This is a genomic window from Corynebacterium glyciniphilum AJ 3170, from assembly GCF_000626675.1.
GTDB classification, from domain to species: domain Bacteria; phylum Actinomycetota; class Actinomycetes; order Mycobacteriales; family Mycobacteriaceae; genus Corynebacterium; species Corynebacterium glyciniphilum.
This window is the reverse complement of the sequence record NZ_CP006842.1, coordinates 399,818-416,083: the sequence shown is the minus strand read 5'-3', so window position 1 is coordinate 416,083 and position 16,266 is coordinate 399,818. Positions and strand designations below refer to the sequence as shown.

The 16,266-nt window shown below is 62.7% G+C and carries 15 protein-coding genes; 8 read left to right on the top strand and 7 right to left on the bottom strand.

What is annotated here, in order from left to right:
- Nucleotides 1-6: 6 nt before the first annotated feature.
- The gene (locus CGLY_RS01935; RefSeq protein WP_038545664.1) at nucleotides 7-618 is read right to left on the bottom strand and encodes a helix-turn-helix domain-containing protein; all 612 of its coding nucleotides are present in this window, start codon (nucleotides 616-618) and stop codon (nucleotides 7-9) included.
- 93 nt (nucleotides 619-711) lie between these two features.
- On the opposite strand from CGLY_RS01935, the gene CGLY_RS01930 reads away from it, so the two are divergent.
- The 3 genes from CGLY_RS01930 to CGLY_RS01920 all read left to right on the top strand — a co-directional run bounded on the left by CGLY_RS01930 (nucleotide 712) and on the right by CGLY_RS01920 (nucleotide 4,349).
- Nucleotides 712-2,109, top strand: coding sequence for an MFS transporter (locus CGLY_RS01930; RefSeq protein WP_227590339.1), 1,398 nt, complete (start codon nucleotides 712-714; stop codon nucleotides 2,107-2,109).
- A 96-nt stretch (nucleotides 2,110-2,205) separates the two neighbouring features.
- Nucleotides 2,206-3,330 carry an NAD(P)/FAD-dependent oxidoreductase gene (locus tag CGLY_RS01925; protein WP_038545661.1) on the top strand — a complete coding sequence of 375 codons (1,125 nt, stop codon included), beginning with the start codon at nucleotides 2,206-2,208 and terminating at the stop codon, nucleotides 3,328-3,330.
- A gap of 59 nt (nucleotides 3,331-3,389) precedes the next feature.
- Complete coding sequence (locus CGLY_RS01920) at nucleotides 3,390-4,349, top strand: arsenic resistance protein (protein WP_052539478.1); 960 nt, start codon at nucleotides 3,390-3,392, stop codon at nucleotides 4,347-4,349.
- Between the two features lie 23 nt (nucleotides 4,350-4,372).
- Here CGLY_RS01920 and CGLY_RS01915 read toward each other — a convergent pair whose 3' ends face one another.
- Complete coding sequence (locus CGLY_RS01915) at nucleotides 4,373-4,675, bottom strand: hypothetical protein (protein WP_038545658.1); 303 nt, start codon at nucleotides 4,673-4,675, stop codon at nucleotides 4,373-4,375.
- A gap of 164 nt (nucleotides 4,676-4,839) precedes the next feature.
- Complete coding sequence (locus CGLY_RS01910; RefSeq protein ID WP_052539476.1) at nucleotides 4,840-5,757, bottom strand: class I SAM-dependent methyltransferase; 918 nt, start codon at nucleotides 5,755-5,757, stop codon at nucleotides 4,840-4,842.
- 285 nt (nucleotides 5,758-6,042) lie between these two features.
- On the opposite strand from CGLY_RS01910, the gene CGLY_RS17045 reads away from it, so the two are divergent.
- Nucleotides 6,043-6,333 carry a hypothetical protein gene (locus CGLY_RS17045; RefSeq protein WP_081803739.1) on the top strand — a complete coding sequence of 97 codons (291 nt, stop codon included), beginning with the start codon at nucleotides 6,043-6,045 and terminating at the stop codon, nucleotides 6,331-6,333.
- 320 nt (nucleotides 6,334-6,653) lie between these two features.
- Here CGLY_RS17045 and CGLY_RS01900 read toward each other — a convergent pair whose 3' ends face one another.
- Nucleotides 6,654-7,454, bottom strand: a complete 801-nt coding sequence (locus CGLY_RS01900; RefSeq protein ID WP_038545655.1) for an SDR family NAD(P)-dependent oxidoreductase — start codon at nucleotides 7,452-7,454, stop codon at nucleotides 6,654-6,656.
- Between the two features lie 12 nt (nucleotides 7,455-7,466).
- The gene (locus tag CGLY_RS01895) at nucleotides 7,467-8,693 is read right to left on the bottom strand and encodes an NAD(P)/FAD-dependent oxidoreductase (RefSeq protein ID WP_038545652.1); all 1,227 of its coding nucleotides are present in this window, start codon (nucleotides 8,691-8,693) and stop codon (nucleotides 7,467-7,469) included.
- On the opposite strand from CGLY_RS01895, the gene CGLY_RS01890 reads away from it, so the two are divergent.
- From CGLY_RS01890 to CGLY_RS01875, 4 genes are all read left to right on the top strand, one after another.
- Complete coding sequence (locus CGLY_RS01890; RefSeq protein WP_081803738.1) at nucleotides 8,692-10,407, top strand: bifunctional NAD(P)/FAD-dependent oxidoreductase/class I SAM-dependent methyltransferase; 1,716 nt, start codon at nucleotides 8,692-8,694, stop codon at nucleotides 10,405-10,407. The genes CGLY_RS01895 and CGLY_RS01890 overlap by 2 nt on opposite strands.
- A 219-nt stretch (nucleotides 10,408-10,626) precedes the next feature.
- Nucleotides 10,627-11,844 carry an allantoicase gene (alc, locus tag CGLY_RS17040; RefSeq protein ID WP_158407362.1) on the top strand — a complete coding sequence of 406 codons (1,218 nt, stop codon included), beginning with the start codon at nucleotides 10,627-10,629 and terminating at the stop codon, nucleotides 11,842-11,844.
- Nucleotides 11,838-13,244: a cation:dicarboxylate symporter family transporter gene (locus CGLY_RS01880; protein ID WP_052539471.1), complete on the top strand. Its 1,407-nt coding sequence runs from the start codon at nucleotides 11,838-11,840 to the stop codon at nucleotides 13,242-13,244. The genes alc and CGLY_RS01880 overlap by 7 nt, the downstream gene beginning before the upstream one ends.
- A 15-nt stretch (nucleotides 13,245-13,259) precedes the next feature.
- The gene (locus CGLY_RS01875) at nucleotides 13,260-13,925 is read left to right on the top strand and encodes a GntR family transcriptional regulator (RefSeq protein ID WP_081803736.1); all 666 of its coding nucleotides are present in this window, start codon (nucleotides 13,260-13,262) and stop codon (nucleotides 13,923-13,925) included.
- 20 nt (nucleotides 13,926-13,945) lie between these two features.
- Here CGLY_RS01875 and CGLY_RS01870 read toward each other — a convergent pair whose 3' ends face one another.
- Nucleotides 13,946-14,800, bottom strand: coding sequence for an SDR family NAD(P)-dependent oxidoreductase (locus CGLY_RS01870; RefSeq protein ID WP_038545649.1), 855 nt, complete (start codon nucleotides 14,798-14,800; stop codon nucleotides 13,946-13,948).
- Nucleotides 14,801-14,867: 67 nt separating this feature from the next.
- Nucleotides 14,868-15,578, bottom strand: coding sequence for a YoaK family protein (locus CGLY_RS01865; RefSeq protein ID WP_081803735.1), 711 nt, complete (start codon nucleotides 15,576-15,578; stop codon nucleotides 14,868-14,870).
- Nucleotides 15,579-16,266 lie beyond the last annotated feature (688 nt).

Below are 16,266 nucleotides of genomic sequence, written 5' to 3'. Positions count from 1 at the left end.
AGGTCGTCAGGGTCCGAGAGACGGGCCCGATCCCGGCAGAGTCCGGTCGACCGGACGTTCCCCCTGCGGTCCGAAGAGGTGGAGGATCTCCACGGTTCCGCCGTCGGCGGGGCCGAACCAGTGCGGCGTAACGGGATCGAACTGGGCAGTCTCACCGGGAACCAAAATGTGCTCGTCGTCGTCCAGGAGGAGCCTCAGTCTGCCCGCGAGGACATGAAGCCAGGCATGCCCCGGGTGGCTGACCAGGCGGGGCGCCCGGGGCCCGAGCACATGCTTGAACACCTGCACCCGGCCAGGGTAGCCGGTCAGCGGGACGATGGTTCCCCCACCGGCGAGGGACCGTGGCCGCAGGTTCACCCGCGGATCCCCGGTCTGCGGAGGTGCGACAAGCTGGTCGAGAGTGACCCGGTAAACCTGCGCCAGCGGGATGAGGATATCCAGGGTCGGCTGCCGGTTGCCGGTTTCCACGCGGGACAGGGCGCTGACCGACAGGCCGGTCCGCCCGGCAACCGCGGTCAGGGTCATGCCGCGGGCCGTACGCATCCTGCGTAGACGAGGGCCGACAGCGGCAAGAATCTCGGCGATGCCGTCATCGCCACTCTCCTTTCGTGCTTCCATCGCTTCATTCTTGCAGAATCCGCAAAAAAGCTCCCCGTCTGCAGTTCCCGACCCCGACGATAAACGGCAGATGCGACCATGAAGGAGCCTGCCGTGGATACACCGACCGATCCTCACGTGAAACACCAGAACGAGCCACTGTCTCTGCGGCGGCGCTGGGCCGTCCTCGCGATCTGTGCGTCGGCCCTGTTCCTCGTCGGACTGGACACCACCATCGTCACCGTCGCCCTGCCGCATATCAGCGTCGGGCTCAGTGTCGAGGATGCCCGCATGGCCTGGGTGGTCGACGCCTACACAGTGCCCTTCGCCAGCCTGCTGATCACCACCGGCGCCCTGGCCGACCGTTTCGGACGACGCCGGGTGTTCCGGACAGGCCTCGTCGTCTTCGGCCTGGCATCCCTGGCCTGTGCGGTAGCACCGTCAGCAGAACTCCTGATCACCGCGCGGATCGTGCAGGGCACCGGTGCCTCCATGCTCACCCCGGTCGCCCTGGCGATCGTAGTGAACGCCATGCCTGACCCGCGGGAACGCGCCCGTGCCATCGGCGTGTGGGGCGCGATGTTCGGTATGAGCATGGCCGTCGGACCGGTGACCGGCGGCCTCCTGGTCACGGCACTCGACTGGCGTGCAGTGTTCTGGATCAACGGCCCTCTGGTTCTCACGGCACTCCTGCTCGTCTCCCTCCTTGTCCCCGAGTCACGGTCCGCCCACCCCCGCCACCTCGACGTACCCGGTCAGATCCTGCTCGTGCTGATTCTGGCCACTGCGGTCACGATTCTCATCGAGGGCTCCGGCGCTGCGGGCACCCGGTGGGGGTCTGCGCCGATCCTGATCGGCTGCGCCGTCTTCCTGCTTGCCACCGCAGGCTTCCACCACGTGGAGAGACACCGAAGCGAGCCGTTGGTCGACCCCGCACTGTTCCGGATACCTGCGTTCACCGCTGCCGTCGTCTCCGCTGCAGTGGTGTTCGCCGGATTCAGCCTGACGTTGCTGTCCACGACACTGCTGCTGCAGAACACCCTGGGATGGTCGCCAGTGGCGGCGGGAGCGGCGACACTTCCGATGGCTAGTGGGGCCGTCGTGTTCGCGCCGCTGTCCGGATGGTTCGTCGCCGACTCCGGTCCACGTGGCCCCCTCCGGGCCGCCGGAGCATGTCTGGTAGTCGGCGGGCTCCTGCTCATGATCTTCACCGTGGCAACACAGGGGACGGGTGTCCCACTCCTACTGGCCGCCTACCTGTTCATCGGATCCGGCGTGGGGCTGTCGAGTGCCCCGGTCACCACAACTGCCGTCAACAGTCTGCCGCCGGAGCGCGCCGGGGTGGCCGGTGGAATCACCTCGACGTCGCGGCAGGTGGGCACCGCGCTGGGCGTCGCCCTTGCTGGCAGTCTCTCCGCTACCTCCCTGGCAGGGTGGATGATCATTGCCGCCTGCGGAGCGACAGTGCTCATCCTGTCAGGGCTCGCCATAAACGACGGCACCGGTAGATAATGTGACGCGATCATGCCCCCTCGTCTACCACCGACCGACGATACCGTGTAGCCTCCTTAACGATAATGATTACCATTACCATTAAGGAGGCTCGCCGTGTCACCCCCTCTGGACGTTCTCATCGTCGGTGCCGGACCCGCCGGGCTCGGCGCAGCCCTTGCCCTGGACACGATCGACAACCTCACCTTCGGGATCGTCGACCGCGGCGCCGTGGGGCAAACCTTCCTGGACTGGCCGGACCAGCAGAAGTTCCTCACCCCGTCTTTTACCAGCAACGGCTTCGCGGGGGTCGATCTCAACGCCATCCACCCCTCCACCTCACCCGCCCACAGCCTCGGCACCGATTACCCGACCGGCGTCGAGTACGCCACGTACCTGCGCGGCGTCGTCCGTCACTTCGCCCTACCGGTCCTGGAGAACACCGATGTCCACTCCGTCACCCGGTACGACAGCCCGGACGGCGGCGGTTACGTGGCCTCCACCTCCCGCGGTCCCGTCCCGACCCGTGCCGTCATCTGGGCGAGTGGGGAATTCCGCAACCCCTCAACCCCTCACATACCCGGGGCAGAACTGACCACCCACTCATCCACACCGGACGCCTGGGCCCCGCATGACGGACACGTGATCGTACTCGGCGGCTATGAGTCCGGCCTTGACATCGCACAACACCACATTGCGAGGGGGAACGGTGTCACCGTCCTGGATGGGCATCATCCATGGGAGGACCACGCCGCCGATCCGTCTTTCTCGCTCTCAGCCCGAACCCGTCGATCATTACGCCATGCCCTCGCCAGCCGACGTCTCACACTGGTGCCGGCCAATGCCCGCACAGTCGTCCACGATCGCACGACAGGACGGTACACGGTGACGACCGACGACGGGGTCCGCCTGAGCGCCGACTCCCCTCCGATCGCAGCGACAGGTTTCGACGACAACCTTGGCCCGGTGGAGAACATGTTCACTCGAACCGGCGGAGGCTGGCCCGAACTGGATGACACTGACCAGTCGACCATCTCACCCGGACTGTACCTCTCAGGACCGGCCGTCCGACACGACGACCTGAAGTTCTGCTTCATCTACAAGTTCCGCGGACGGTCCGCACACGTCGCCCGCGCAATCGGCGCACGACTGGGGTGCGACAGCCGTGCTCTCGACCTGTGGCAGGACGCAGGGATGCTGCTCGACGACCTCACCTGCTGCGGAACCGCCTGCTCATGTTGAGCAGAATCACAGAACGACCGACCGCTCTGTTTCTTAGCGCGATCGGAACGGGGTCGCTCATGGGTGCAGTCATACCCGCGACCACACCAGCGGCTGACGCACTCACCGACCCACTCATCGTCATTCTTGTCACACAGATCTTCTTCACGCTGCGGCTGCCTCCCCTCCTATCCCCCGCGCTGACCACACTGAAGAACCCCGGGTCCACGCCAGTGGTCCTCGCCGCACTGCTGATGAACTTCGTGGCGATCCCCGTCATAACAGTCGCTGTAACTTCACTGGTCTTGCCACCAGGACCCCTCCAGTTGGGTGTATTCCTATACTGCCTCTTCCCGTGCACCGACTGGTTTCTCGGTTTCACACGTGCCGCTGACGGCGACACCGCCGTCGGCGGCCTGCTGATACCGCTGCAGATGGCGGCTCAGGTCCTCCTCTACCCCGTATGGCTCGGGGTCCTGCCTGAACTGACGGGCGCGACTGAGGTGGGCACTACCGGAGCATCCACCATTTACGGCAGTCCGGAAGTGACCTCCACCCTGGCGTTCTACGTCCTCATCCCTGCATGCGCTGGAATCGGGTTACAGGTGCTGAGCCGGCGTTCCCGGATGGCACGGTGGGCACGAGACACCGCCGACGACCTGGTACCAGTGACTCTCGCGGCAATCATCATGTGCCTGTTCACAGGAAACGTGAGTTCACTACTGGTCCGCCCTGCCGACACGCTATTGATCCTGGTCACGGTGTTCATCTTTTTCGTGGCAGCGTATCTCCTCGGCGAGGGCACGGCCCGTGCTCTCGGACTGCCCTATCCAGAAAAATCACTGCTGGTGATAACGACCTCGGCGCGCAATGCACCCCTGATGATCGCGCTGACCTCAGCATTCCTTCCGGAGCATCCAGAGGTCACAGCAGTACTGGCCGTCGGTATGCTCGTCGAGTTCCCCCACCTCTGCACGGTGACTCATCTGCTTCGCCGCCAGTGCCGGTCGCTGCCGGCCACCGTCAGTCACACGCGCTGAGGGGTGCACCGGGGAGGCACCGCTCACCGTCGATCCAGAACAACGCCCACCGCAGGATCTCCGACCTCCGCAATTCGACAGTCAGCAAAACCCGCCGCCGGACGGCGGACCAGTACTCGGCCCCCCATCCACGTCACCACCGTGACCTGACCGTCCGACGTCAGACGACGGCGGATACAGCCCGGCTGGTCACACACCGTGCCAAGACTGAAGATGTTGCTGAACGTGCCGCACAACACCACATCGAAGGGACCACCGTTACCGCCGGCACCGACGATGCCCTCGAAAGCGTCCCTGCCGACGATGCGGGCCCCGTCGGACTCCAACCAACCTTCCAGCCACCCCGCCGACCTTCAGGTCATCGACTACGACACGAAAATCCCGAAGCACCGTGCAGCACCCGCGTCGGGCGCGATGACGGCCCTCCAGCCCGGGAGAGTTTCCGGGGCGGCGAGAGCAGTGAGATGCTGTGTGCTGTCGGACCGGGAGATCATCCCGCTCGCCCGGTCCACAAAAGCGTCGGTTGGAGCACGAATGCGTCCGGGTCATTGCCGATCCACTCCTGGCCAGCAGGATCGAGCAGATGCTCCGCCCTGACAACATCGTCGTCGCTCATGCCGGCAGCACGCCCGTTCGCGGACACTGCGTGCCTCATCTCCGGCCAGACGATCTGCTCGAGGAACGCGCGCGCGGTCGGTTCGGATGCCATACCGGTCAGTGGAAACGAAGTCGGTGTGACATCATGCAGGCCGGCCTGCCGCATCCATGCGCCGAGCCGCTCGTACTGATACGGGCCGTCGTCGGGCAGCCCCCAGGTCATCTCCGATGCGGTACGGATTAGGCGTTCAAGGCGCGTGTGCCCGGGCAACAACGTGGACTGGTAGTAGTTCGTCGTGAACAGGGCGAGTATCCCTCCCGGGGCGAGAGCCCGGGACAGCTCACTGACGACGCCCTCCGGGTCATCGAACGCTTCCGGCCAGATAACGTCGGAGGACCAGATCAGATCAAAGAACTGACCGGTAAGCGCCGCCTCCGCCGCGACGCCCCTCAGATCGGCGACCCGGAGGTCAACACGGACCCCCGCAGATGCACCCGTGTCGTGCAGAGCCGCAATCTGTTGCCGTGCCAGCGCCACAGCAGAGCCGTCGACGTCGACTGCCAGGACGGTACCACCCTCCGGGACCTCAGCAGCCAGACACGACAGCTCCGGCAACGCACCTCCGGCGCCGGTGCCCGCATCAAGGATCCTCACCGGCTGGCCGGTGGAGACCGACCGGGCAATGACGGGTGCCGTGAGCACCGACACCGCCCCGGCAACCGCCGGAGCGGTGAAATTGCGATTAGTGAGCAAGTAGTCAAGATAGTTACCGGTATACGGCCCTTCGCCGGTGTCGCCGTGATCAGTCACGTGTCCTCCACGTCGTCATTATTGGGAATCATTTTCATTATCCCCGTCGAGAGTATCTTCCACGAGCGAGAACCACCCCCTGTCGGGGGTATTTTCCTACCGGAAACACGGTTCAGTTAGGCGGGCGGCACTGTCATGACCAGCAACGCAAACCCTACCGAAAACGACAGTCATTCCCTTCCGTACGCTGCAGAAACCCCACTATTGAAAGCTTACTGAAAACGCGTAGTGTTCAGAAGGTAAAGACAGTCCCCGTACAAGAGCGCTACTTCGCAGGAGAACACCATGCCCCATCAGCCGCATGAGAACCACGACCACGAGCACGGCCCCGACTGCGGCCACGTCGCCGTCCCCCACGGCGACCACGTCGACTACGTCCACGAGGGCCATCTGCACCGCGAGCACGACGGCCACTGGGACGAGTGCGAGCCAACGGGGCATGTCGTCCACGAAGACCACGAGCACCAGCACGGACCGGGCTGTGGGCACGTCGCCGTCCCACACGGCGATCACGTCGACTACATCCATGACGGCCACCGTCACGCCGCCCACGACGACCACTGGGACGAGCACTGACCACCCTGACGGCCACACCCGGAAGTGACGCGGCTTTCGGCCGTCAGATCCGCGAGCCCCGGTACATACCGCCGGTACTCTGACGTGCATTACAGGGGAGGGCCCAACCGCGTAGATCTTGTTAGCGCCGAGCCCGCAGTGCGGAGGCAGAACGCCCTCGTTCCGGGGCCTATATCAATAGCAGCGCCGCCGAGCAACTGCTCGAGCAGATTCCGGACCGCCTTATCGAGCGGTGATTCCTGCCCGTCAGCAATCAACGCAATAATCAACGCAATGAAAAACTATTGTCATTAAGGGGAGAGAAGGGGACGCAGCAGGCGTCAGATGGTGGCGACCGATCCGCCGTCCACCCGGTAGTTCGCGCCGTTGATGAACGACGCCCGGTCAGAGCACAGGAAAGCGATAACCGAAGCGACCTCCTCAGGCTTCCCCCGCCTCTTGAGAGCGAGGTACGGACGCTTCTCCTCGAGGAATGACTCGACGGCCCTGTCCCGGTCGACACCGAGCTGCGCAGCACGCTTGTCCATCATCGCGTCCGTCATAGGCGTGTGGATGAAGGCGGGCGACACCGTGTTCACCAGGAGGCCTTCATGGGCATAGGTCCGTGAGAGCCCCTTCGAGAAGGCGAGCACACCGGCCTTTGCAGCGCAGTACGGCAGCTCGTCGTCATAGGGTTGTACGGCGTCCTCTGACGAGAGGAAGACCAGACGACCACGCCCGCTCGCCCGCAGATCGTCGAGAAACGCACGCGCGACCCGCACGGCCGCCATCAAGTCGATTTCAATCGTGGAGACCCAGCCGTCGTCGTCGATCTCATGAAAAAGCCCCTGCGCTCCGGTCACGCCCGCACAGTGGACGACGGTGTCGACCTTGCCCGCCGACTCCGCGACGTGCCGACGCAGTGCCTCGATGTCGTCGAGCCGGGTCAGGTCTGCAGCGAACGTGTGCAGTCGCCCGGGGTCTGCCTCCAGTGCAGACGCGGCCTCCTGCAGCTCATCCGAATCCCGGTCGGTAAGCACCACGGTGGCACCCTCCGCGAGAAGGGCAGCGGCCGTGTGCCAGCCTATACCGGAGTCACCGCCGGTGATCAGTGCTGTTCGTCCGGACATCTCAAGATCCATGATTTACGCTCCTCAGTTCTTGTCGTCCTGCTCGGCGTCACCGTCCTCGGTCGGAATACGCGACCGGAGGGCCGCGTGGTCCGAACCGTCAGCATTGTCGATGGCCTCCCGGGCATCGTCGCGACGTCCGTTGATGTTCCAGAGCAGCACTCCGACAACATCTCGGCCGTCAACGTAGTAGACCACCCCGCGATCGCCGTCCCACATCTCGACGACCTCCAGTGAGGCGTCGAGCGTACCGACGGCCTCATACCGGTCGCCAAACGCCACCGAGTAGAAATAGGGCGTGTGGGTGTAGGGTTCCTCGGCCCCCGCGAGGTTGCGACCGGCCTGCCGCCCCATCGTCGTGGCATTGTCCACGTGCTCGATACGCCGACGACCCAGGATGGCGTCCGGATAGGACGCCACGTCACCGGCCGCGAAGATCCGGGGGTCGCTCGTGCGCAACAGCTCGTCAACAAGTACCCCGTCGTCCACGGACAATCCGGCCACACTGGCGATCTCGTTGTTCGGGGAGACACCCGCACCCACGGCGACCGCGTCGCATTCAAGGGACGTCCCGTCGGAGAGAGTGAGGACGACATGACCATTCCCCTGCACCTCACCGGATTCCACCGAGACTCCCGGCATAACGGTCACACCGGCGTCTTCATACCGGGACTGGAAGTACCGGGCGAGGTCCGGCGGGAAAACACCGCCGAAGAGGACGTCATCAGGGAACACGAGTGTCACGGCAGTATCATTCTCTACCAGCGCAGCCGCCAGTTCGGAACCGATGAAACTGCCTCCGACGACGACCACGTGACGCTGGTCGCCCGAGTACCTGCGCAACCGCTCGTAGTCGTCGAGGCTACGGAAGAAAATGAGAGGGTCATCCTCAGGCAGACCGAGAGTCGCCGGTGCTCCGCCCGTAGCGAGAAGCAGCCTGTCGTAACCCAGAACCATCCCGCTCTGGGTACGCACCGTGCGTGCATCCCGGTCAACTGCCACGGCACGGTCCCCCGCATGCCGGACCGCGCCGGTGTCGTCCTCAGTGTTGAGCCACACGTCGTCGAAGCTGAATGAACTGTCGGTCCAGAGCTTCTTGGACAATGCAGGACGCGCCACCGGCGGTGTCTGCTCCTCGGCCACGATGCCGATCGTCCCGTCAGGATCCACCTCGCGGATACCTCGCGCAGCGCTGTCGGCAACCATGCCGCCACCGACGATGAGATACTGGTAGAAATTCTGTTCCGTCATGTCATCGACGCTACGCGCAGCAGACGCTCCCTTGCCATGGTCCGCGGCAGCATTCCTCGCCGTGCTGTTCCGGCAACGCGTGTTGTTGTCGTGCCGACTGGGCAGCATGATCGGGAGCATGAAAGCACACGACATCATCATCATCGGCGGCGGCGCAGCCGGACTCAGCGCCGCCGAACTCCTGGGACGCTCCCGTCGCGACGTCCTCGTCATCGACTCCGCCGCACCCCGCAACCGTTTCGCCCCGAACATGCACGGCGTCCTCGGCCACGACGGTCTTCCCCCTCTGGAGCTCCTGGAGAAGGGCCGCGCTGAACTCGAACGTTACGGCGTCAAAGTCACCACCGGCAGCATCGAGTCCGTCACCGAGGTCGTCCGCGGTCTCAAGGTCACCCTCGCCGACGGCACCGTCGAGCACGCCCGCGCCGTCCTCGTCGCCAGCGGTATCGACGATGTACTCCCCGACATCCCGGGGCTCGCGGAGCACTGGGGCGACACCGTGTTCCAGTGCCCCTACTGCCACGGGTGGGAGCACAGCGATCAGCGTATCGGTGTGCTGGCGTCGTCCCCCATGCTCTTCCAGTACGCGCAGCTGGTCCGGAACTGGACCGACGATCTCACGGTGTTCGTCACCGGCACCGACGTCGCCGCGCAGCTGGACGACACCACCCGCCAGCGCTTCGACGCCCGGGGTATCTCCGTCGTGACCTCCCCGGTGGCCGAGATCGTTTCCACCGACGGGGCGCTCACCGGCGTACGTACCGAAGACGGTGCCGTCCACACGATCGACGCGATCGGGCTGCACCCGCAGGCCCGACCCCGTGACGCCTTCCTCGCCCCGCTGGATCTCGACCGCGCCGATGTCCCGGGCATCGGCTCCTTCCTGACAGTCGACGCCTTCGGGCAGACCAGCCATCCGCGTGTCTGGGCGACCGGCAACGTCATTGACCCGCGCCTGAATGTTCCGGCCTCCATGGGACAGGCATCAATGACCGCAGGCATGCTCAACACCACACTGGTCAACGAGGACACCGACAACGCGGTGCACGCTCTCACCATGCCGACCTCCCACGACGCATGGCCCGACGTCGCCGACGACGGGTTCTGGGAGACGACCTACGCCCAGTCTCCGCCCCGCTGGTCGGGACGCCCGAACCCGTCCCTGGTGCGCGTCCTCACCGAGGAACTCGGGGGCTCACGCGGCCGGGCCGTCGACATCGGCAGCGGCGAAGGGGCCGACGCCATCTGGCTCGCACAGCAGGGGTGGGACGCTCTCGGCGTCGAGGTCTCCGCCACCGCCGCTCAACGGTCACGGGACGCTGCTACCACCGCCGGCGTGGACGGCGTGCGCTTCACCGACACCGGTGTCCTCGGCCTACTCGAGTCAGCCGACAGGGAGAACTTCGACCTCGTCACCGCCAGCTACCTGCACGCGCCGTCGCAGGGACGCAGAGAAAACCTGCTAGCCACAGCTGGCAGGCTCGTAGCACCTGGTGGGCATTTCTTCATCCTCTCCCACATCCTCACCGGCACTGACCCAGACATCACTTCCCAGAGCCAAGACACTGTACCTCCTGCCGAACTGGCAGCATTAGGATTGGACACCGCTCACTGGACAGTGGTGCGGGGTAGGACCATCACGCGAACTGTCCTGGCTCCCGATGGAACGGTCACCGCCATGCCAGACCGTGCGGTCCTGCTACAACGACGGTGACCGCACAGCACACCGCCCCATGAATAAATGACAAAAAGTCATTCAGATTTTACTTTTGAGAAATGTGTTTCGCCTTTGTTTCTTCGGTATACATTCCCGCGAATCCATTGCCTTTCTCCTCGATGCCCACAACTATAGGGATCGGACGTCGGCGAAATCCGCGGACGGTGATCCCGGCTTTCACCGCCGGTGGCAACATCACGAGAGGACATTCTGAAAGTGACTTCAGCAGCTTCATTGACTGACCTGGCGGCGCGCGCAAACGGCGGATCCGTACTATCAGCTTCCGATGAATTTTTTGTTCCGAAGGAAAGTCTCATCCGCTCAACCGATCCCGTATCACGCAAAGGGGAGTCCGGGGAACGGGGCGGAATGTATGACGGTTGGGAAACACGCCGCCGACGAGACGGCGAGTCCGACTGGGTCATCGTACGGCTGGGGGAGCCTGGATTAGTTGATCATATTGTGGTCGACACCGCGTTCTTTCGAGGTAATTATCCGGCCGCCATCACCATCGAAACAATCTATCACCTAGGCCACCCCACCAACGATGAGCTTGAGCAGAATCAGCGTTGGACAACTGCCGTCGCCCACGGCGCCTGCCAGGGCGACTCTAAAAACGAGTTTTCTCTCGAATCGCCCGTCGCCGCTACCCATGTACGACTGTGGATACATCCGGACGGGGGTGTCGCCCGGTTGCATGTACTCGGACGGGTCCTACCTGATCCACGCCGCCACCACACCAATTCTTTCGATGTCGCAGCACTGGACAACGGTGGGACGGTAGTGGACCAAAGCGACAATTTCTTTAATCCCGCATCCAACGTGATCCGCCGCGGTGCGGCGTCTACCACCAAGGACGGATGGGAGACACGACGCCGCAGAGGTCCAGGACATGACTGGCTGCGCGTCCGGCTCGGGTCGGAGGCCCGGATCCAGCAGATCGTCATCGACACCAGCTGCTACATCGGAAATGCGCCGCAGCAGTTCCAGGTCTCGGTGTGCACAAGCACAGAGGAGAACCCAGGAGAAGACGCAGGATGGACGACGCTGCTCGGCAAACAGTCATTGTTGGCCGATCAGGTGCACTACTTCATCCCTGAAGTGTCCACGACCGCCACCCACGTCCAACTCGATATTTTCCCCGACGGTGGGCTGGCACGTTTCCGGATTATCGGACTACCCACCCTCCAGGCACGCGAAGAGACAGCACTGCGGTGGCTGGCTGTGCTGCCCATTGACACCGCCACCGAACTCCTCAGGCAGATCGGTTCGACCATGGATCCATCCCTGTTCGTTTCGGCTGCCGGCTCTGCGCACTCGATCAGCACCCTGGTAGAGGCGTTGGACGCGGCTTCAGATTCCGCAGTCGGCGAGACACTGTGCAGGCTGGTCAACGTCGAGGAAGAACTCAGGGAGAGAGTCGCGACATGGTGACTCCACAGAAAGATCGGACTCGTAAACCCTTCTACCGGTCACTCATCTTCTGGACACTCGCGGGCGTCGTGCTCGGAATCCTGGTGGGAGCGCTGTGGCCGCCCTTCGCCACACTCCTGGAACCTCTCGGCACCGTCTTCGTCAACCTCGTGAAAATGATCATCGCCCCCCTAGTGTTCTGCGTGGTCGTCACGGGCATTGCGAACGCGGGTGATCTGGCCGTCCTCCGCCGGATCGGAATCAAGGCGCTGGTGTACTTCGAGGCGGTCTCCCTCATCGCTCTATGCGTGGGGCTCGCTTTTGCGGTATGGATGCGACCGGGAAGTGGGATGGGCGTTGACCCCTCCACACTGGACACCTCCCAGGTCGACGAAGCAGCCACCCAGAATACGGGAGTCGCGGACTTCCTCATCGGGATCGTCCCGGAAAGCGTGATGGAGGCTTTCGCCCAGAATGACATTCTCCAGGTGCTCTTCTTTGCGGTACTCTTCGGCATCGCGTTGCTCCTGTTCGGACCGAGGGCTGACCCACTGATCAAAGGGATCACGTTGGTGCAGGACATTATCCTCCGCATTGTCTCTGGCATCATGGTTCTCGCGCCAGTGGCCACCTTCGCGGTGACGGCCTACACCATCGGCGAGTACGGGTTGTCAGCGCTCTCCCAGTTCGGTGCACTCCTTGGAGTCTTCTATCTTGCTCTCACAGCTTTCCTCGTCGTCCTGGGCGCTGTGGTTCGGCTGGCGACCGGCGTGGGACTGCTCCGGGTGATGGGCTACATGAAGAACGAGATCGTCACCGGCGCTCTAGTAGGCTCGTCCGAAGCAGTTATGCCCCAGCTGATCCGCAAACTTGAACACGCTGGTGCAGGCAGATCAGTGGTCGGTCTGGTCATTCCGACCGGCTACTCCTTCAATCTCGATGGTGCCGCAATCTACCTCTCCGTCTCAGCGGTCTTCCTGGCGCACGCGACCGGCACCGAGCTTTCCGTTGCCGATCTCGTGATGATCGTCGGTGTCGCCATGCTGACGTCCCACGGGATGGCCGGTGTCGCTGGCTCGGCATTCGTCACCTTGACCGTGACCATCGGGACCGTCGGGGCAATTCCTGTAGCTGCCGCGGCACTGATCCTCGCACCGGACCGTTTCATGGGTAAGGGGCGGACGGCGGTAAACATCATCGGCAATGTGGTAGCAACCCTTATCGTGGCACGCTGGACCGGAGAGCTCGATCGTCGCCGGCTCCGCGACGTAGTGACCGGTAAGATCGAAGAGGATAGTCCTTTACCCAACGAGACACACCGCACCCCACCACCTGGACACGGCCACGACCAGACCACAGTTGGTTCGGCGGCTTCTACCCACGAAGGCCACGAGTCGTTCCCGATATCGACACGACGATAGTCGAGGCTTCAGACCATGTACGGAGACCAACCCCATCCCCGCAGTGCAGATGCGCTGCGGGGATGGGTGCGCGCTGAGATCAGGGCACAGATAGCCTCCGGGGCCCTTCATCCAGGGAGCCGGATCCTCGAGCGAGAGATAGCAGACACCCTTACGGTCTCGCGCGTGCCGGTCCGGGAGGCATTCCGCCTGCTCGAGGCCGAAGGGTACCTGGTGAGCGGAAAATCTGGCGGCGTCAGGGTGCGCCCATTAGACGCTGATGAGGTCAACGAGATGTTCGATGTCCGCGTCGAACTCGAGGCTCTTGCTGCTCGATCTGCTGCCGTCAAGGCACCCCCGGCCCAGATTAACGATCTTTGCCGGCAGCTTGAGGGGTCACGTCACCATCTGGCGACGGGCCACCTCAGTGACTTTGCCGCAGCCAATTCCAACCTGCATTCCATGGTCCGCGCGGCAAGTGGCAACCGCTTCCTGGGTGATAGAGTAGGGCCACTAATCGGCAGAGTAAGCTGGGCGTTTCAGGTCAGTTCCGAGCCTGAGCTCGTACTCGACTTACACACGCGACTCATCACTGCAATCGCGGAGCACCGTTTCGCTGATGCCGAAGCGGTGATGCGAGAGGACACTGAGCACAACCGCCGTGTCGCCCTCGCTCGCCTCGAGGCCCTCCATGACGAGTGACTATGCTTCTGCTCCGAGGCTCAGGCAGTGATATTGGCGCTGTCCCCGCCAGTAGCCGCGAAACTTGTCCCGCTCACCATGCGTGCCTCGTCGGAGGCAAGGAAAACAACGAGTGGAGCAACATCTTCCGGCTCTACCCACGGTACTCCGAGTGGCAGCTTCTTACGCTGGGCCGCAGCCGCGGTTTCTTCGTCTTTCTCCACGTTCCCGCTGGGCTCGTTACCGCCGGACCGTATGATCTGGGCGTAACAATCCTCATGTCGGGTGAGAGCAGTATTGATGAGCCCAGGGATAACAGCGTTCACGGTAATACCGTACTGCCCAAGGTCCAGCGCGGCCGATTTCATCAGACCAATTAATCCCCATTTGGATGCGGAATATCCAGTACCGTCAAGAGTGCCGTGCTGCCCCTGCGTCGACGAAGTGAGAATAATTCGACCACCACCGCGTTCAATGAGGATCGGTGCTGCCACACGGACAACATTGGCTGTCCCGGTGAGGTTTATGTCGATCTGGTCATTCCACAGCTCATCGCTCATCTCCAGCAACGACGCGAACCCCTGGACGCCAGCATTCGCGAAAACAACGTCCACCCCACCAAAACGTTCGGTTACCTGTGAAAACCCCTCTTCCACCGCTGCCTTATCCCGCTGGTCGAACACAACAGGTAACCAGTCAGCGCCAGCTTCTTCAACGAGACGTCCAGTTTCGTCCAGGTCGTCCTGGCTCGCAGGGGCGTAGTCCATCGCATTACTTGCGCGCGCAGCGATATCGACACCGGCCACCCGATATCCTTCCTTCGCAAAAGCCACAGCTGCAGCCCGCCCAATCCCGCGTGCTGCACCGGTAACCACCACTACTCGATTGTGCGTCATTGCTATATCCTCAACTCTCTAGTTAGATTGTCTGAAATCCACTCTTCCGGTCTTCTTTAATGCTCGGTCATGCCGCCTCAATCTTACTGCGTTCGCGCCGACGAGCCAGTGCAAGCGCCGTGACACCAACTGCCATGCAGCAGCCACCGATAAACAGCGCTCCAGCGGGCGACCACGTCTCTAAAGTGAGAGCACCAAGCGCTCCTCCGCCCGCCATCGACAGAACCGCACCTGCACGCCGCACCCATTTTTCCCCGCTACCACCGGAAATAGGGCTTTCTACGGCGAAATTCACCAGCGTGCTGGTAATTACCACGGTTGTAACATCAGAAATCTGAGCACCCCGGGCCGCCACTGCTTGGACGCCCATCGTCAATGCAAGGGCCGCCGTCAGACTGAGAAGCCAGAAACCGACGGGATCTCCACTGAATAGCCACACGACGGCGAGCACGAGGATTCCCACAGCCGTACAGACCAGGAGAAGCAGATGGGCAGTCGGAAGACGGGTCTTATGGGGACGTCCACGCACGGCGCGACCTGCCACCATCGCGCCGACGACGAACCCTGCTAAGGCGATCACGTTGTTCAGCAGAGGTACCACCCCCGAGTCGGCAATGCCGAAGCCGACGAACAACACATTCCCGGTCATGTTTCCGGTAAATACGTGGTCAAGCGAAAGGTAACTGACCGCGTCAACAACACCGGTAGCGACGGTCAGGGCGAACAACCCGACAAGATACGCGCCGTCGTCGGTAAGACTAATCTCACGTCGCATCATGTGAGTAACCGCTGGATAGCGTTAGTCTCCACCACATCAAGAAGCTCTCCACTTCGCTCGGATAGTCCGTACATCCTGACCACTCCAGAATCGCTGATGAGTTTGAACGACCGTATCGACAATGGTTCGCATGCACTCCTGGACACAGGAGCGCCCCTTTCGACACTGCGCGAGTCTACACCACCCCAGGAGAGTGAGATCTATCCGACCAGCGAGAAGATGGCAATAGATAGATAACGTTTATAAATATATGCAAATCCTCCTTCATCCGCCGTTTCTGACCGCATAAAATTGTTATAAGGTAATTCCGGTCCTGCGCGGTTTGGCCTGAGTATTGCAGCGTGGTCGGAGTTCGGCGTGGCACGACCTGTAGAGGTCATGGAAGTACAGGCGATGGACGGTTCACCCGCTACGCTACCGCGTTCGGCTATGCTCTTCCGGTGGTCACCAAGGTGATGGCACCGTTCCATGTCGTGTCATTGGCAGCCGATAAACTCACCAGCGTCCGGTAGCGTTTGCAGTGAGAGTCGTCTGGCCGACGCAACCAAAAGAATGATCCGTCGCACAAGCACCGTTGCACCCTTCCAACAAGGACATAGCCCTGACCGATCGTCAGAAGAAGGCCTAAGAGGTTGCTGCGGGCGACCGACGATCGTCAAGGCAAGCTGGAAGCAATTTGGATTTTCTA